Annotated in this window: 15 protein-coding genes and 1 pseudogene; 10 read left to right on the forward strand and 6 right to left on the reverse strand. The window is 72.6% G+C overall.

Annotated elements, in window-relative coordinates:
* Window positions 1-3: 3 nt before the first annotated feature.
* The 9 genes and pseudogenes from ACQP0T_RS07675 (at window position 4) to npdG (ending at window position 8,897) form a co-directional block, all read left to right on the forward strand.
* Window positions 4-297 carry a hypothetical protein gene (locus tag ACQP0T_RS07675; protein WP_345364990.1) on the forward strand — a complete coding sequence of 98 codons (294 nt, stop codon included), beginning with the start codon at window positions 4-6 and terminating at the stop codon, window positions 295-297.
* A 7-nt stretch (window positions 298-304) separates the two neighbouring features.
* A complete protein-coding gene (locus tag ACQP0T_RS07680; protein WP_433871941.1) occupies window positions 305-844 on the forward strand; it encodes a hypothetical protein in 540 nt (179 codons plus the stop codon).
* A complete protein-coding gene (locus ACQP0T_RS07685; RefSeq protein ID WP_433871942.1) occupies window positions 819-3,683 on the forward strand; it encodes an ATP-binding protein in 2,865 nt (954 codons plus the stop codon). The genes ACQP0T_RS07680 and ACQP0T_RS07685 overlap by 26 nt, the downstream gene beginning before the upstream one ends.
* Before the next feature lie 5 nt (window positions 3,684-3,688).
* A complete protein-coding gene (locus ACQP0T_RS07690; protein ID WP_433871943.1) occupies window positions 3,689-5,596 on the forward strand; it encodes a hypothetical protein in 1,908 nt (635 codons plus the stop codon).
* Window positions 5,597-5,623: 27 nt separating this feature from the next.
* Window positions 5,624-6,220 (forward strand): hypothetical protein, encoded by a 597-nt coding sequence (locus tag ACQP0T_RS07695; RefSeq protein ID WP_433871944.1) that lies wholly within the window; start codon window positions 5,624-5,626, stop codon window positions 6,218-6,220.
* A gap of 1 nt (window position 6,221) precedes the next feature.
* Window positions 6,222-7,178: pseudogene (locus tag ACQP0T_RS07700) on the forward strand (C40 family peptidase); the annotation flags it as partial.
* 264 nt (window positions 7,179-7,442) lie between these two features.
* The gene (locus tag ACQP0T_RS07705) at window positions 7,443-7,898 is read left to right on the forward strand and encodes a hypothetical protein (protein WP_433871945.1); all 456 of its coding nucleotides are present in this window, start codon (window positions 7,443-7,445) and stop codon (window positions 7,896-7,898) included.
* 48 nt (window positions 7,899-7,946) lie between these two features.
* Window positions 7,947-8,135 (forward strand): hypothetical protein, encoded by a 189-nt coding sequence (locus ACQP0T_RS07710; protein ID WP_345365004.1) that lies wholly within the window; start codon window positions 7,947-7,949, stop codon window positions 8,133-8,135.
* A 114-nt stretch (window positions 8,136-8,249) separates the two neighbouring features.
* Complete coding sequence (gene npdG / locus ACQP0T_RS07715; protein WP_345365052.1) at window positions 8,250-8,897, forward strand: NADPH-dependent F420 reductase; 648 nt, start codon at window positions 8,250-8,252, stop codon at window positions 8,895-8,897.
* A gap of 154 nt (window positions 8,898-9,051) precedes the next feature.
* Here npdG and ACQP0T_RS07720 read toward each other — a convergent pair whose 3' ends face one another.
* On the reverse strand, window positions 9,052-9,798 hold the full coding sequence (locus ACQP0T_RS07720; protein WP_433871946.1) for an SDR family NAD(P)-dependent oxidoreductase: 747 nt from the start codon (window positions 9,796-9,798) through the stop codon (window positions 9,052-9,054).
* Window positions 9,799-9,858: 60 nt separating this feature from the next.
* Between ACQP0T_RS07720 and ACQP0T_RS07725 the strand changes: the two genes are divergently transcribed.
* Complete coding sequence (locus ACQP0T_RS07725) at window positions 9,859-10,839, forward strand: glutathione S-transferase family protein (RefSeq protein WP_433871947.1); 981 nt, start codon at window positions 9,859-9,861, stop codon at window positions 10,837-10,839.
* Between the two features lie 60 nt (window positions 10,840-10,899).
* Here ACQP0T_RS07725 and ACQP0T_RS07730 read toward each other — a convergent pair whose 3' ends face one another.
* From ACQP0T_RS07730 to ACQP0T_RS07750, 5 genes are all read right to left on the reverse strand, one after another.
* Window positions 10,900-11,691, reverse strand: coding sequence for a hypothetical protein (locus ACQP0T_RS07730; protein WP_433871948.1), 792 nt, complete (start codon window positions 11,689-11,691; stop codon window positions 10,900-10,902).
* A 25-nt stretch (window positions 11,692-11,716) separates the two neighbouring features.
* Window positions 11,717-13,777 carry an SIR2 family protein gene (locus ACQP0T_RS07735; RefSeq protein WP_433871949.1) on the reverse strand — a complete coding sequence of 687 codons (2,061 nt, stop codon included), beginning with the start codon at window positions 13,775-13,777 and terminating at the stop codon, window positions 11,717-11,719.
* Between the two features lie 287 nt (window positions 13,778-14,064).
* Window positions 14,065-14,916: a 3-methyl-2-oxobutanoate hydroxymethyltransferase gene (gene panB, locus ACQP0T_RS07740; protein ID WP_433871950.1), complete on the reverse strand. Its 852-nt coding sequence runs from the start codon at window positions 14,914-14,916 to the stop codon at window positions 14,065-14,067.
* Between the two features lie 160 nt (window positions 14,917-15,076).
* Window positions 15,077-15,691 (reverse strand): hypothetical protein, encoded by a 615-nt coding sequence (locus ACQP0T_RS07745; RefSeq protein ID WP_433871951.1) that lies wholly within the window; start codon window positions 15,689-15,691, stop codon window positions 15,077-15,079.
* A 46-nt stretch (window positions 15,692-15,737) separates the two neighbouring features.
* Window positions 15,738-16,529, reverse strand: a complete 792-nt coding sequence (locus ACQP0T_RS07750; protein WP_433871952.1) for a transporter substrate-binding domain-containing protein — start codon at window positions 16,527-16,529, stop codon at window positions 15,738-15,740.
* Window positions 16,530-16,584 lie beyond the last annotated feature (55 nt).

A 16,584-nucleotide genomic window follows, 5' to 3' on the forward strand; every position in this document is an offset into this window, starting at 1 on the left:
GAGATGACCGCCTTGCCACAGCACACACTGCCGCACCTGGACGTGCTCGCGTTGCAGACGACGGGTCTGGGGACCACCGGCATCCAGGGGTGGATCCTGGACAACCTGCTGCCGCTGCTGCTGCTCACGGTGGCGATCCTGCTGCTGTGGCTCGGTGGCGGGAAGGGCGACAACGCCGGGGTGATGCGCCGCGTCGGCGGTGTCCTCGTGGCGTTGGGCATCGTCGGGTTGGCCGTGACCGGGGCCGGGGTCAACATCGGCACCTTCATCGCCAGTCTGTTCAGCACCGGCGGGTGATGCGGCAGTGCGGATTCGCACCGACGACGAGGTCTACCGGGTCGACGCCGTCTGGCTCGGTCCGCCGAAGGCCACCTTCCCCTGGCGGGCCAGGTACGTCGCTTGGGGCGTGGGGCTCGTGGTCTTCCTCGTGGTGCTCGCCGTCGAGCGGCGGATGGGCATCGGCTTCAGCTTCTTCTCCACCGGGTGGGCGGTGGTGATCACGATCGTGCTGACCCGGGTCATCTGCTCCCGGATCAGCCACGAACGGCCGCTCGGCGCGGTGCTGGTGATGTGGTTGCGGGAGCTGACCGCGCCGCGCGAGCGCAGCGCGGGCAGCGGGGGAGCGGCCTCCGCGGCCCGGGTCAAGGTGCGCGGACGGCGCCCCCTCCCCAAGGCCAAGCGGGGCGGGCGCGGCACCCCCTCGCCGCCACCACCACCGCCCCCGCAACACCCCCAACGGCAGCGGGCCGACCGGTCCCGGAGATCGGCGTCCCGCGGCACGGTTCCCAGCAGGCGCGCGCGTAGCAAGGAGGTTCGCGGTGTTCGGTCGCCGGCGAGGCCGTGAGCGGAACTCGCAGCAGGCCCAGGGCGTCCCCCGGGGCAGGACGTCCAGCGGTGCCAAACCGCGCAAGCGGGGTCGCGGGGTCGACGAGCCGTCGATCCCGACCTACACGCCGTCGATCGCGGCGCGCTCGATCGACGGCCACCTGCTGCGCACCGGGCAGGACGTCTTCGCCTGGTACCGGCTCTCCCCGCAGCGCTGGTCGTTCCGGTCCGATTCGCAGCGCCAGGACCTGATCGCGGCCATCGCCGGGCAGTACGCCGAGCTCCAGGGCCGCTGGCTGCACCTGCGCGTCACCAACCGGCCCTACCCGATCCGGATGTGGGCCGAAGCGCACGTGCGCAACGCGCGCGACGCGCTGCCCGACGTGCCCGGCACGCTGAGCTTCGACGACTACATGGTCGGCGAGCAGCAGCAGCTCATGGGTCGCTCGATGGCCGAGAAGGAGGTCTACCTCGGCGTCCAGGTCCAGACCCGCAACGTGGTGGACCGCGCCGTGGAGCGCGCGGCGCCGCTGCTGCGCCGGGTGTTCCCGGAGGCGGTGGACGCCGAGCTCATCGCGCTGGACAGCGAGATCGACCACCTCGACCAGGTCATCGGCTCCGCCGGGCTGGACGGCCGCCCGGTCACCGCCGAGGAGATCTCCTGGCTGATGCACCGGTCGTGCTCGCTCGGCCTGCCCGCCCCGCGCAACCTGCCCGCGGTGCCCGGCGCGCCGTGGGAGCCCGAGGACCTGGCGTCGTTCACCGACGCCTCCGACCTGCACCAGGAGCCCTACGCCCCGACGGTCACCGTGCGCGGGCGCACCGGCTCCAACGCCGGGATCACCCGGCACGTCGCGGTGCTCACCGTCGGGCAGACCCACGGCCTGCAGATCCCGGAGATCGACGACCCGTGGATGCAGCACTCCGACCGGCTACCGGTGCCGGTGGAGTGGTCGGCGCGGATCTACGTGCGGCGCCCCGAGGACGTCAGCGGCGAGCTCCAGCGCCAGATGAACAAGGTCCGGTCGCAGGTCCGGCACTACACCGAGGAGCACGGCCTGGAGCCGCCGACCTCGCTGGCCCGGCAGGCCGGGCGGGTGCTGGAGATCGACGACGAGATGACCTCCGGGTTCACCGCGCTGGCCACCCGGGTGCGGTCCTGGTGGCGGATGGCGGTGTCCGGTCCCACCGAGCGCGACGCGCTGCGGATGGCCCAGCAGCTCCTGGACCTCTACAAGCCGAAGATCGCCATCGAGCACCCCGAGGCGCAGTACGCGATGGCCCGGGAGTTCATCCCGGGCGAGCCGCTGGCCAACGCCGCCTACCTGCGGCGCGGTTCGGTGGTGTGGTCGGCGTCCGCGGTCCCGCAGGCCACCGCCGAGGTGGGCGACCGGCGCGGCATCCTGCTCGGCGAGACCTGCACCGCCACCCGGCGCCCGGTGGCCTGGGACCCGTGGATGGCGCAGGAGGTCCGGGACGCCTCCGGGCTCACCGCCATCGTCGCCGGTCTGGGCGGGGGGAAGAGCTTCCTCGGCGGCGGCACCGTCTACAAGACGTTGCGCGCCGGGGCGCACTGGACGTTGCTCGACCCGTCGGGACCGCTCGCCGCGCTGTGCGAGCTGCCCGAGCTGCGGCCCTACGCGCGGCCGATCAACCTGCTCAACGCCCAGCCCGGCATCCTCAACCCGTACCGGGTGGTGGCCGAACCGGAGCTGGAGCACTTCGTCGACGAGGACGACCCGGAGCGGAGCTGGCGGCGGGAACGCGCGCTGGCCGCGGCGACCCGGCGCCGACTGGTGCTGGACGTGCTGACCGGCTTGCTGCCCTACGAGGTGGCCCGGCTGCCGCAGACCAGGATCGTGCTGCTGCGCGCGGTCCGCGCCGTCGGCGGACGCCCGGACGCCCACCCCGGGATGGTGTTCGAGGCGCTGCGCCGCGACGCCAGCGAGCACCACGAGCACGCGGTGGTGGTGGCCGACTTCCTCGACGAGATCCGGGAGCGCATGTCGCTGCTGATCCCCGAGGTCGACGCCGACCCGTACTCGGAGCGCCGCGAGGACCGGCTCACCGTGCTGACGATGGCCGGGCTGAACCTGCCCAAGGACGGCGTCGGCCGGGAGCACTGGACCGACGCCGAGGCGCTCGGCGTGGAGATGCTGAACCTGGCGGCCTGGCTGACCCAGCGCTCCATCTACGAGCGGCCCAAGAACGAGCGCAAGGGCGTCTGGATCGACGAGGCGTTCTTCCTGTCCGAGGTGCCGACCGGGCGGGTGCTGATGAACCGCTTCGCCCGCGACTCCCGGAAGTGGAACGTGCGGGTCCTGCTGTCCAGCCAGATCCCGGCGGACTTCCTGCGGATCCAGGGCTTCGTCTCGCTGCTGGACTCGGTGTTCATCGGACGGCTCGACGACGAGGACGCGCAGGCCGACGCCCTGCGGCTGCTCAAGGTCCCGGTCGGCGCCGGGTACGAGCAGGTGGTCGCGGCGCTGGGCAGGCGGCCCACGGTGGCGCGCAGCAGCACCGAGCGGGACCGCTCGCCGCGGCAGTTCATCTTCGGCGACGGCGCCGGCGGGGTGGAGAAGATCCGGATCGACTACTCGGGTCCGCACCTGGCGCACCTGCGCGAGGCCCTGGACACCACGCCCGCCGTGGACGAGGACGTCGAACCCCGCGCGTTGCCCGCCGAGCGCGGGGCCAACTCCGACAGCGCGGCGCTGCCGCCCGGCGAGGACTACGCGGACGACTTCGACTCCTTCGACGAGTTCGAGCTGGAGTCGGTCGGCATCGGCCACGCCGACGAGAACGGGAACCGTCCGGCCCGGCGGCCGGGCGAGCGGGGCGGGGACGAACCGAGGTGAGCGGCGTGGCGATCGTGGTGGTGCTGCTCGCGGTCCTCGGCTGCGTCCACGCGGTGCGCCACCGCCGCACGGCCCCGGTGCGCGGTGCGCTGCTGCTGGCCGCCGGGATCATCGGCGCCCAGCTCGTGATCGGCCCGACCGCCTTCGCGCAGGGCCTGGAATGCAAGGAGCCGCCGAACCCGGAGGCCCCGGGCGCGGGCATGGTCGGGGCCCTCGACCCGGCCCCGATCGGCCAAGGCCGTCCCGGCAGCGTCTACGACGAGGTCGGCTACTCCGGACTGGTCTGGCACACCTACGACCTCGGCTGCGGGCCGCAGGGCGTCACCAACCCCGACGCGCTGGTCGACACCTGGCTCGGCAACGAGCTGTTCAACATCGCCAAGAACCTGGTCGGCGCCACCAACGGGCTGCACTACGCGCTGCTCGACGGCGCCCTGCTCGACCCGCTGGACGACGTGATCGCCACCGGCACGGTCGCGCTCTACGACAGCGTGTTCACCCCGTGGTTCGGCGTGGTCGCGCTGCTGCTGGCGGTGATCCTGTTCCGCTACATCTGGCAGGGCGACCTGGCCACCATCGGCAAGCGCGGGATGTGGGCGCTGGCCGGGCTCTGGCTGGCCTCCGCGACCTACCTGACGCCGCTGGTCTACACCCACGCGCTCGACGACGTGGTCATCACCGGGACGTCGGCGGTGCAGGCCGGTTTCCTGCGCGAGGTGGGCGTCGACGAGCGCCACGAACTGCCCACCCTGCTGCACGACCAGGTCGTGTACAGCAACTGGCTGCGCGGTGAGTTCGGGCAGCCGGACTCCCCGCAGGCCGGGCAGCACGGGCGGGACCTGCTGCGCGCCCAGACGTGGACGAAGCAGGAGGTGCGGGAGGGCAGGCACGAGGGCTCGACGGAGCCCAAGGAGCAGGCGTTCCAGGACATCGCCGCGCAGCTGGAGAACACCAGCGCCTACGGCAACTTCCAGGGCGTCGACGGCAGCCGGGTCGGTGCGGGCACCCTGGCCGTGGTCCAGTCGTTCTCCTACGCCTCGTTCCAGTTGCTGGCCAAGGCCGCGATCCTGCTCGCCCAGGTCCTGCTGCGGGTGCTGATCCTGGCCGGACCGCTGATCGGCCTGGTCGCGCTGCTCTACCACCAGGTGCTGCGGGCGGTCGGCCGGGTCGCCGGGGCGGCGCTGCTCAACGTGGTGATGATCTCGGCGATGGCCGGGCTGCACACCTTGATCCTGACCTGGATCTTCGACCTGTCGCGCGGGTTCAACCCGCTGACCCAGATCATGCTCGCCGCGCTGGTGACCATCGTGTTCCTCATGGTCTGCAAACCGGTGCGCCGGATGGCGCAGATGGTGGAGCTGTCGGTCGGCAGCGTCAGCCGCGCGGTGCCGAAGGCGCCGACCAGCGTGTTCTCCCGGTTCCGGGGACGGCGGCCGGACCAGCCCGACCCGGAGGGCGGGTTCTGGGACTCGGTGCGCGGCACCGATCCGGACGAGGAGTACGCGGGCCGGACGCGGGAGCGCTGGCGCGGGCGCCCGGAGGCGCAGCTGCCCGCCGTGGCCGCCACCGCGCAGCGCACCGACCGCGATCAGCCGCCCGCGCTCGGCCCCGGCGGACCGGATCCGGCGCTGCCGCCCGGCGGTGCCGAACGCCGCCCGGGCGCGCGGGCGCTCCCGGAGGCGCGCACCAGCAGCCGGGTCGTGGATACCGCCCCGGTGGCGGATGCCAAATGGGACGGAGTCGACGAGGATCCCGTTCTGGTCCCGTCCCGGGCGAGCCTCGCCGGCCCGCCGCAGGCGCCTCCGGCGGAACCGGCGGCCGGTCCCCGCCGGGCCGAGATGGAGGTCGTCTCGGGCCGTCCGGTGCACGTGGTCTACCGGCCCTCGCGGGGGCTGGAGGTGTCCGATGGCTGATGCCACGGCAGGAAGGGGGTAGGGCGGATGCCGATCCGCACGCACCGCGGCCGCGCCGCGGTCTACCGGCGGCTGTGGGGCTGGCCGCTGCGCTCCCCGAAGCACCTCGCGGGTGCGGTCGTGGTGCTCGCGGTGCTGGTCCTCGCCATCGGCTTCCTGCTGCCCGATCCGCCGCCGAGCCCGGATCCCACCGCGGGCCAGCGCACCGCGTCGCAGCAGGCGGCGCAGCAGCGGAACCAGGCGGCGGCCGAGGCGGCGGAGCGCACCGGCTCGCCGCCGAGCATCTCGGTGCCGACCGAGCCGCCGCCGCCCGCGGCGCCGGACCCGGCGGCCGTCGCGCTCGTCGAATCCTGGGGCGCGGCCTGGGTGAACCACCCGCCGGGCAGCACCAAGCAGCAGTGGCTGGACGGGCTGCGCCCGTTCACCACCCCGGAGTTCCTCGCCGTGATGGAGTCGGTCGATCCGGCCAACGCGGGCAACGCGGTCACCGGTCCGGCCACCGCCGGGACGACGACCGCGACCTCCATGCGCGTGCACCTGCCCACCGACGTGGGCGAGTTGTCCGTGCGGGTGGTCAGGACGCCCGACGGCTGGCGGGTCACCGAGTACGACAAGGAAGGCTGACATGCGCAAGCTCGTCGTGGCGGTCATCGCGCTCGCTGGTTTCGGCGGGCTGGTCGGGCTCGGGGCGCTCACCGCGCTGCTGGCGGGCAGCGGCGGTGGTCAGCAGGACTGGGGAGCGTGCAACGCCAACCTCGGCGTCTGGGGTGAACGGGCGGGCGGCCAGCAGGACGCGGCCACCCTCGGCGAGGAGTCGCTGCGGATCGCGGCGGCGATCATCACCATCGGCGAGGAACGCGGTCTGCCGCCCCGCGCCGCGCAGATCGCCATCCAGGCGGGCAAGACGGAGTCGAACCTGCGCAACCTCAACCACGGCGACCGGGATTCCCTGGGCATCTTCCAGATGCGGCCGTCGATGGGCTGGGGGACCGTCGCCCAGGTCACCGACGTCGAGTACCAGATCCACAAGTTCTACGACGTGCTGCTGGAAGTGCCGGGCTGGCAGGAGATGCGCCCCGGCACCGCCGCCCAGCGGGTCGAGCGCTCGGCCTATCCGCTGCGCTACCACCGCTGGGAGGCGATGGCCGCGCACCTGGTCAGCACCGAGGGCGACCTCTCCGGGCTCAGCGGCTGCGAGAACATGGCCGCGGGCGGTGTCCTGGCGGGCAAGGCGATGGAGTACGCGCACACCAAGCTCGGCTCGCCCTACGTCTGGGGCGCCACCGGGCCGAACACCTTCGACTGCTCCGGGCTCACCCAGCAGGCGTGGTCGGCGGCCGGGGTCACGATCCCGCGGGTCTCCCAGGCGCAGTACGACCGGGGCGGCGCGCACGTCCCGCTGGCCGAGGCGCGCACCGGCGACCTGGTGTTCTGGGGGTACGGCCGGGACCCCGACAGCGTGCACCACGTGGCGCTGTACCTGGGCGACAACAAGGTGCTGCACGCGCCGCAGCCGGGCGAGTCGGTGGAGATCACCGAGCTGTGGGACAGCGGCGAGCTGCTGCCGCACGTGGTCCGCCCGGTGCCGGAGGACCCGCCGGTGACCGAATCGACCGAGCCCGCCGAGCCGACCGAGCCCGCCGAGCCGACCGAGCCCGCCGAGCCGACCGAGCCCGAGGTCCCGGTCGGCAGGCCGACGGCCACCGTCCCCACCGCGCCGAGCAACGTTGCCGGGCCCGGTGACGACACACCGGACGACAGCGATGCCGACGTGCTACCGGTCGAGGGTGGCGCCCGGTAAGAATGGCGGGCGGCAGTGGGAACCCGCTGACTGGGAGGGTTGATCATGTTCACGCCGGACCCGATTCCGCGCCGCACCGGTCCACCTGCGTCGAGCACCCCGCTCGGGGACTACCTGTCCCGCGCCCGGCACGGCGTGGACGGCGGGTACACGGTGCTGCCGCGTTCGCTGGCCGAGGCGATGCCGCTGCCGTGGCAGCACCAGATGAGCCACCTGCTCGCCGAGTTCCACCAGGCGTTCGGGCACGTCCAGTGGCCGGTCTACCGGGTGGTGCCCTCCCGCTACGAGCGGCTCGCCGACCTCGACGACGAGCAGCTCGCGGAGGTCGGCTGCACCGTCGAGGTCGGTGACGACGGCGAGCTGGAGTACCGGATGCGCGACGGCCGCCGGATCGACGATCCGGAGGACCACCACGTGCTGGTGTCCTGCCTGGACCCGATCCCGCGGCAGTCGCCCGGCGGCCCGCAGCCGATGCCCGCGGCACCGCCGCCGCCCTGGTGACCCGCTCGCCGCCGTGACACGCGGTCGGCGTCGTGCGAGGCTCGGAGCATGGCACGCAAAGGTTGGTTCTTCTGCCTGAAGCACCACGCGGTCGAGCCCGCTTCCCAGGCGTGCCGCGCCGCTGATCGCCTGGGGCCCTACCCGGACCCCGAGACCGCGTCGCGCGCGCTGGAGATCGCCCGGGAGCGCACCGAGGCCGCCGACGAGGCCGAACGGCGCTACGAGGACGAGGACTGAACGGGCGTGGCGTGAACCACAGCGCACGGCGGTGGCGCGATGCCCGCGGCCCGTCGATCGTGGGGGAGCACGTTTCCGCTACGAGGATGGGAGCCGAAGGTGGCTGTACGGGAGATGACCGTCGGGGTGCTGGGCGGGACCGGCGCGCAGGGCCGGGGGCTGGCGATCCGGTGGGCCAAGGCGGGGCTCCGCGTCGTCATCGGCTCCCGCAAGGCGGAGCGCGCGCAGGACGCCGCCGAGGAGATCGCCCAGGTCTCCGGCGGCGACGTGACCGGGCAGGACAACGCCGGGTGCGCGGCGACCGCCGACATCGTGCTCGCCGCGCTGCCGTGGGAGGGTCACGCGGACACGCTGACCTCGTTGCGCGCCGAGCTGTCGGGCAAGATCGTGATCGACTGCGTCAACCCGCTCGGCTTCGACAAGAAGGGGCCGTACCCGCTGGCGGTCGAGGAGGGCAGCGCCGCGCAGCAGGCTGAGTCGCTGCTGCCGGACTCGCGGGTCACCGCGGCGTTCCACCACGTCTCGGCGGTCGTCCTCGCCGACCTCTCGGTGCAGCACGTCGACCTCGACGTCCTGGTCCTCGGCGACGACCGCGAGGCCACCGACGTGGTCCGCGAGCTCGCCGACGTGATCCCCGGGGTGCGGGGCATCTACGGCGGGCGCCTGCGCAACGCCCACCAGGTCGAGGCGTTCACCGCCAACATCATCGCGATCAACCGCCGCTACAAGGCCCACGCCGGACTCCGCATCACCGACGTCTGACCACCACCCGGGTGGCCGTGAACTGAGTGAGGGGCACCCTTGCCCAAGTGTCTGGGACAAGGGTGCCCCTCACCTACGTCACGTTCGGGTGATGCCGCCCGAGTGAGGGGGACCTTCATCCGACATAGCCGGATGAAGGTGCTCCTCACCCAGTTCACATCTCGGCGCGGCGGCCCCCGTCGACGGTCCAGGCGGCTCCGGTGACGTACGAGGCCTTCGGCGAGAGCAGGAAGGCGGCGACGGCGGCCAGCTCGGTGGGGTCGCCGGAGCGGCGCAGCGCGGCGGCCTGCTCGGCCTCCTCCTGGGCGCGCGGGTTGCCCGCGGCCAGCGAACGCGCCCGCTCGGTGTCGAAGCGGCCCGGCAGCAGGGCGTTGACCCGCACGCCGCGCGGCCCGATTTCGTTCGACAGGTCCTTGACGAAGCCCTGGGTCGCCGGCCGGGCCACGTTGGAGCTGGCCAGTCCGGTCAGCGGCTCGGCTCCGGAGGTCGAGGTGAGCACCACGACCGAACCGCCCTCGCCGAGCGCGGCGGCGACCTCGCGGGCCATCCGGATCGGCGCGATGGCGGCGATCTCCAGTCCGGCCCGCAGCGCGTCGTCGTCCATCGCGGCGGGCAGGCCGCCGGGCGGACCGCCGTGGCTGACGAACAGGCCGTCGAGCCTGCCGAACCGCTCCCGCGCGTGCTCGATGAGCCGCTGCGGGGAGCCGGGGTCGGTCAGGTCCGCGGCCAGCCCCCGCGCGCGTTCGCCGAGCTCGGCGACGGCCGCGGCGGTGTTGTCCGGCGAGGACGACGAGACGACCACGTTCGCGCCTTCGTCCACCAAGGCCCGCGCGGTGGCGAAGCCGAGGCCCTTGCTCGCCCCGGTGACGATGTAGCAGCGTCCGGAAAGATCCAAATCCATGCGGGCGACCCTATCCGCAGCGGCGGGCGCGCCGGGCCGTCGCGGGGCTACGGTGGAGGTGTGGACGCGCAGCAGCACGCGCAGTTCGCCGCGGAGACCTCGCGGCGGGGTGAATGGGTGCGCCAGGGCAACCGGTTCACCGAGCGGATCGCCGACGACGGCGCGTGGCCGGTCGAGCCCGGCCGCTACCACCTGGTCGTGAGCCTGGCCTGCCCGTGGGCGCACCGCTCGCTGATCGTGCGCCGGCTGCTCGGCCTGGACGCGGCGCTGTCCCTCGGCGTCGTCGACCCGATCCGGGACGAGCGCGGCTGGCGGTTCACCCTCGATCCCGGCGGGGTGGACCCGGTGACCGGCCTCGGGTTCCTCGCCGAGGCGTACCGGGCGGCGGACCCGGACTTCGGCGGGCGCGTCACCGTCCCGGCGGTGCTCGACATCCCGTCGCGCCGGGTGGTCACCAACGACTTCCCGCAGCTCAGCCTGGACCTGTCCACCGAGTGGTCCCGCCACCACCGGCCCGGGGCGCCCGAGCTCTACCCGGAGCACCTGCGCGACGAGATCGACGCGATCAACGCCGAGGTCTACCGGGACGTCAACAACGGCGTCTACCGCTGCGGGTTCGCCACCACCCAGGCCGCGTACGAGCAGGCGTTCGACCGGCTGTTCACCGCGCTGGACCGCCTGGAGCTCCGGCTGGCCGACCGCCGCTACCTGGTCGGCGACACCATCACCGAGGCCGACGTGCGGCTGTTCACCACCCTGGTGCGGTTCGACGCGGTCTACCACGGGCACTTCAAGTGCAACCGGAACAAGCTCACCGAGCTGCCGGTGCTGTGGGCCTACGCCCGGGACCTGTTCCAGACCCCGGGCTTCGGCGACACGGTGGACTTCGACCACATCAAGCGGCACTACTACGGCACCCACGCCGAGCTGAACCCGACGGGCATCGTGCCCGCCGGCCCGGACCTGTCCGGCTGGCGGCTCCCGCACCACCGCGACCAGCTCGGCGGCAGGCCCTTCGGCGAAGGCACCCCGCCGAGCTGAGCGCCGCCTGGTGTCCACCGCATCACCGGAACACCGCACCGCTGCGGCCTTCCAGGAGGCTCACGGTCGAGTGGTCGGCACCACGTCGTCGGCTTCGGGGGCCCGCGACTCGGCCCAGATCCGGTCGAACTGGGACGCCCAGTACTCGAACCAGCGAGGGTTCTCCTCCCGGGTGAGCTCGAAATGCATGCGCCCGGCCGTCGTCTCGTTGTGGAAGCCGTGCACCTCGACGGTCACGGCACCGTCGGCCTGGTGCCTGTTCAGCACGACCAGGCTGAACCCCGGGTTGTAGGGCAGGAACCGGTGGTCGAATTCGCCTTCGACATCCCACCGGGCCATGCGCTCCAGCTCGGCGACGACCGAGTTGAGGTCGGTGGGGAAGTCTCGACGCCGGTACTCCAGCGATTCATCCAGTTGGCGGACCGCGAGTGCCACCGCGGACTCCTCCCGGGGGTCCAGCACCACGATCCGCACCTTTCCCCTCCGGCGGCCGAGCACGTGCTTGCGCAGGATCTCGCCGGTCTGCTCGTCGAGGACGTTCACAGCCGAGGGCGCGAAGATGCAGACCTCCTCGGCGCGCTTCAGGCGTTCCGCCAGCGGGTCGTCCTCGAACCTGGCGCGGTCGCCGATCACGACGGCGCCGCCCGGCGGAACGCGGTTCTCGGGAGCGGTCAGCCGCAGCACGAGTATTCCGATCCCGGCGAACACCACCGCCCACCGGTAGTCGTCCGGCAGGTTGTCGCCGAAGACGGTCAGGGCCATCATGACCAAAGCGAGGAAGCCGACCGCGTAGGCGTCCAGGTAGCGGCGCTGCCGGACATCGGTCGCGAATCGGTGGAAGAATTTCCTCATCTCTTCTCGTCCCACTCCTCGAGGTTCACCAGTTGAGCGCGATGCGCGCGAATCGTTCCTCGGCGTTGCCGACCCAGGTGGGCGAGACGTCCGGGTTCGCCTCGGCGAGCGCGCGCAGTTCCGCGAACGCCTGCTCCGCCGCGGAGCGCGCGGCACGTCGTTCCGGCTCGGCGAACGCGTTCCGAGCCTGGGCCCGGGCGGCGAAGTAGAGTATCCGCGTTTCGAAGTACGCCGGGTACCGGCTGTTGAGCTGCGAGGAGACCGCGTTGTACTCGGCGTAGGCGTTGAGGCAGATGCGGTACGACTTGTCGGCGAACGCCCGCCATCGATCGTCGATCCGGTCCCAGGAAACGGGTGCGTCGAGCTCGCCGCTGCAATCCAGGATGGCCTTCAACCACTCCGAGGCGCGCAACCAGAGCTGCGGGGCGAACGCCACGACCTCGTCGTAGCCGGCCACCTCGCCCGACCCGCGTTGTTCGGCCATGACGGCGAGCTGGAGCGCGATGACCGCGTCATAGGCCTCGACCGCAGCAGCGCGGTCCAGCGTGCGCGCCATGTTGGCCTGACCGATCAGCGCCCACGTCCGGTGCTGGACCAAGTCCTCGATGAGCTCGGGTTCCGAGCCGCGACGCGTCGCTGCGAGCAGCTGTCCGGCATTCTCGGCGCGCTCCCGACACCTCTGGAAGTGCGCGATCGCCTCGGCTCGCAGGCGTTCGGCTGCCGAACCGCCGGTGCGCATGGCCAGCTTGCGGTCGATCAAGCCGAGGTAGTCCTCGGCGATCGCTATCCCCACGCGCACCAGCGCCCTCTCTTCTGCGCGCGTCGACTCGTCCTCCGCTTCGCACGCGGTTTCCAGCGCGGTGAGAGCATCGTTGAGCAAGCCGAGCGACTGCGGATACCCGTCCGAGCTCGCATCCTCGGTGCGGTAGACGGCACTGGCGTGCAGGAGCTTGCCGAAGGGCAATCTCCGGCCGCCGAACCGGAACGACAGGTGGTCCGCATCCGCGTTCTCGTCCTTCACCCCTCCGAAAGTCAGGGTGACAGCGGTGTCGTAGCCGCCGCTGAACAACCGGTAATGCTCCAGAACCGCCCATGCTCCTGCGATGTTCGATCGGAGATCGTGGAAGAAGTCATCAACCCCGTCCGCCGGTAGGTTGAAACCGCGGAACACCGCCCGCAGGTTTCCCCGCCAGTCGACGGTTTCGACGTCCTCGCTCCCGGCCACGTGGAGCCCGCGCTCCGCGCACAGCGCCCCGAGGAGTTCGGTGGCATCGCCCACCACGTGTTGAGCCGCCACGACGGCCGGGACGTCGTCCCGGTCCCGCTCGCGATGGCAGATCCACATCCATTCCCGCAGCCGGTTCGCGTCCTCGCGATGCAGCTCGCGCAGGAGCGGGTTGATGTCGTAGTGGTCCTGACCCGAGTACCCCACGACGACAACTGGCCGACCGGGCCGGAAGAGTCCAGCCAGGTAGCGCCGCATTCCCGGGGTGAACGGACGTGCCAGGCCGCGGACGGTCGCCGACAGCGGTGGGGCGAACTCGCCGTCCGCCGCCCGGTACGTCGTGCCGTGCAGGGCGCAGACGTCGGTGTGCTCCGGCATGTCGTCGCCATCGCGCACCTGCCATTCCGTGATGACCCGGAACCGCTGCCCCGACCGCTCCAACGCGCTCATGCACGTCGCGTCGAAGTTGGTCGTGACGATCGGCCCGATCATGCCCGCGCTCCGCAACGACGCGATCGTGGAGGTGAGTCGGCTGGGTGGGACACCGGAGCACAGCGCTGACCACATCGCGACTGCGTCGTAAGCGGGGGCGCAGCGGTAACGCAGCATGCTGCACAGCAATTCGAGCGTGAAGTGCGGTTGATCGATCCGCTCTCGAAGCTGGTCCAGGTCGGCGGGGCGGGACCGGGCCATGTCGGCCGTCCGGGTCAGGATTTCCTGCTTGAGGTCGCGGGCGACCGGCAACTGCGGCAGTGACGCGCCGGCTCCGAGGAGGACGGTCGGTGGTTCGGCGGCCCGCTCGAAGATCCCGGCGAGCCTGGCGTGCGGATCCTCGCCCGGAGATGTCGCTCCTTCGATCACCCGCCGCATCCTGCCGAAGCTCGCCGAAGCTCGGCAGGGACGTTCGGGTGATCCCGACCGCCCGGTCGTAGCCGCGCGGAAGGATTCGTCCGCGACGGCGGTCGCCATGCCGTTCGCCCGAGCTGGCGGGTGCTGCCCACCCGGTTCGACGACCTGTGGACGCCGAGCGCGACACTGCCTCGCCAACCACGTCCGGCGGACCGTGGTCGACGACGAACGGCGCCGCAGCGGCGGGGCGGGCCCGGGAGGGCTCCCGGACCCGCCGACCACGACGACCCCCGGGCGGGTCAGCGGAAGGAGTGCTCCTCGGCGGGGAACTCCCCGCCCCGGACGTCGGCGGCGAAGCGCTGCGCGGCGTCGGCCAGGACCCCGCCCACGTCGGCGTAGCGCTTGACGAACCGCGCGGTGCGCCCGGTGTTCATCCCGGACATGTCCGTCCACACCAGGACCTGCGCGTCGGTCTCGGCTCCGGCGCCGATGCCCACGGTGGGGATGCGCAGCCGCTTGGTGACCTCGCGGGCGGCGTCGGCCGAGACCATCTCCAGCACCACCGAGAACGCCCCGGCCCCCTCCACCGCCAGGGCGTCGGCGAGTAGCTCGGCGGCGGCGTCGTCCCCGCGGCCCTGGACCCGGTAGCCGCCGAGGCCGTGCTCGCTCTGCGGGGTGAAGCCGATGTGGCCCATCACCGGGATGCCCGCCGCGACCAGCGCCTCGACCTGCGGGGCGTAGCGGCGACCGCCTTCGAGCTTGACCGCGTGCGCCCGGCCCTCCTTCATGAACCGGGTCGCGGTGGCCAGCGCCTGCTCCGGCGAGGCCTGGTAGGAGCCGAACGGCAGGTCGGCGACGACCAGCGCGTGCTCGGCGGCGCCGGTCACCGCCCGCACCAGCGGCAGCAGCTCGTCCACCGTCACCGGCAGCGAGGTGTCGTAGCCGTACACGTTGTTCGCCGCCGAATCGCCGACCAGCAGCACCGGGATGCCCGCCTCGTCGAAGATCCGGGCGGTGTACATGTCGTAGGAGGTGAGCATCGGCCAGGCTTCGCCGCGCTCCTTGAGCTGCTGGAGGTGGGGGATGCGCACCCGCTTGCGCCGCGGTGCCGAGCCGTAGGGCGCGTTCGTCTCGTCGTGGGCAGCACTCATCGTCGACCGTCCTCATTCCTCGTGGCCTGCGAGCAGGTCCCCGGGTCGGTTCCGGTAGTTTCCCGTTCAGCCTGCCACGCGGCCCCGCCGGGAAGAAGGGTCCGTGGTCCTGGTGACGCGGGGTGCGCGATGAGGTTCGCCACCCGGCCGCGCGGCGGGCTCAGGACAGGCCGACGGTGAACCCCTCGTCCCGCACGCCCTGGAAGAGCTGCGGCCGGTACTGCCGCACGCCTCGCTCGATGTGCGGGATCCAGTCCGCGGCGTGGCCGAGCCCGTAGCGGTAGGCCTGGCGCTGCGGGTGCGCGGCCAGCAGCGCGTCCATCTCGGGGTGCCGCTGGCGGAACGCCGGGTCGGCCGGGTGCAGGTCGAGGCGCACCAGGGTACGCCGGGTGAGGTGGTCGCTGAGCTGGACCGCCCGCTCCTGGGTGCGCGAGATCGTCACCGCCGAGAGCTCCTCCCAGCGCACCGCCCAGGAGGTGCCGCCCGGGTCGGAGCACCGGATGCCCTCGGGTTCGAACAGCAGGTGCCTGGGTCGGGTGGCGCGGCGCCAGCCGAGCAGGCAGAGCAACCCGATGCCGAGGAAGACGAGGCCGATGGTGCTGCCGATGACGAGTCCGACGGTGTCGCCCCCGGTCCCGCCGAACACCACGCCGCCCAGGGCGAGCAGCCCGATGCCGCCGGCCAGCGCGCCGCCGACCAGGATCTGCGCGGCGGCGCGGCCACCGAGGTCGAGCACGACGGGCGGGTACTGCTGCGGGGGCCCCGGGGTGGTCATGGCCGCAGGGTATCGGCCGTGCGGCGCGGCCGGGGCCGGTTCGCGATCATCCCGCGCCGAGCCAGGGCCGGGAGATCCGCTGGTAGGTGCCGTCGTGCAGCGCGAGGTTCAGCCACTGGTCGACGTAGTGCCGGAACGCGACGTCACCGCGCGGCAGCAGGTAGGCCTTCTCGGAGAAGGTGAACGGCCGGTCCGGGTGCACCGCGCAGAGCCGGGGGTCGCGGGTGGCCTGCCAGCGGGCCTCGGCGGCGTCGGTGATCATCAGGTCCGCCCGGCCCTCGGCGATCTCCTGGAAGATCGTGTTGTTGTCCGGGTGCCCGATCACGGTCGCGCGGTCCAGCGCGCCCCGGGTGAACTCCTCGTTGGTGCCGCCCGGGTTGACCACCACCCGCACGCCCGGCTGGTCGATGCGCTCCAGGGTCGCGAACCGCTCGACCTCGCCGCAGCGGGTGATCGGCGCCTTGCCGCCCGCCAGGTAGGGCTCGCTGAACGCGGCGTGCCGCGCGCGTTCCAGGGTGATCGAGACCCCGCCGACCGCGATGTCGCAACGGTCCTGGAAGTCTTCGAGCAGGTCGCCCCAGGTGGTCGGCACGATCTCGGCGCGCACGCCGAGCCGGGACGCCAGGTCGCGCGCCATGTCGATGTCGATCCCGCGCCACGCCCCGGATTCGTCGCGGTAGGTGAACGGCCGGTAGTCGCCGGTGCTGCACACCCGCAGCTCGCCGCGCTCGACCACCTCGTCCAGCCGGCTCGCGGCCCGGTCCGGCGCCGCCGCCGTGCACCCGGTCAACGCCAGCGCCAGCACCAGCCCGGCGCCGAACCTGCTCGCCCGTCCCATGCCGTCCCGCCCTTCCGCGTCGTCGCCGCACCGTGCATAGCCGGTCCGGACGCGG

It is taken from the genome of Saccharopolyspora sp. CA-218241 (assembly GCF_050954615.1).
Taxonomy (GTDB): Bacteria; Actinomycetota; Actinomycetes; order Mycobacteriales; family Pseudonocardiaceae; genus Saccharopolyspora; species Saccharopolyspora cebuensis.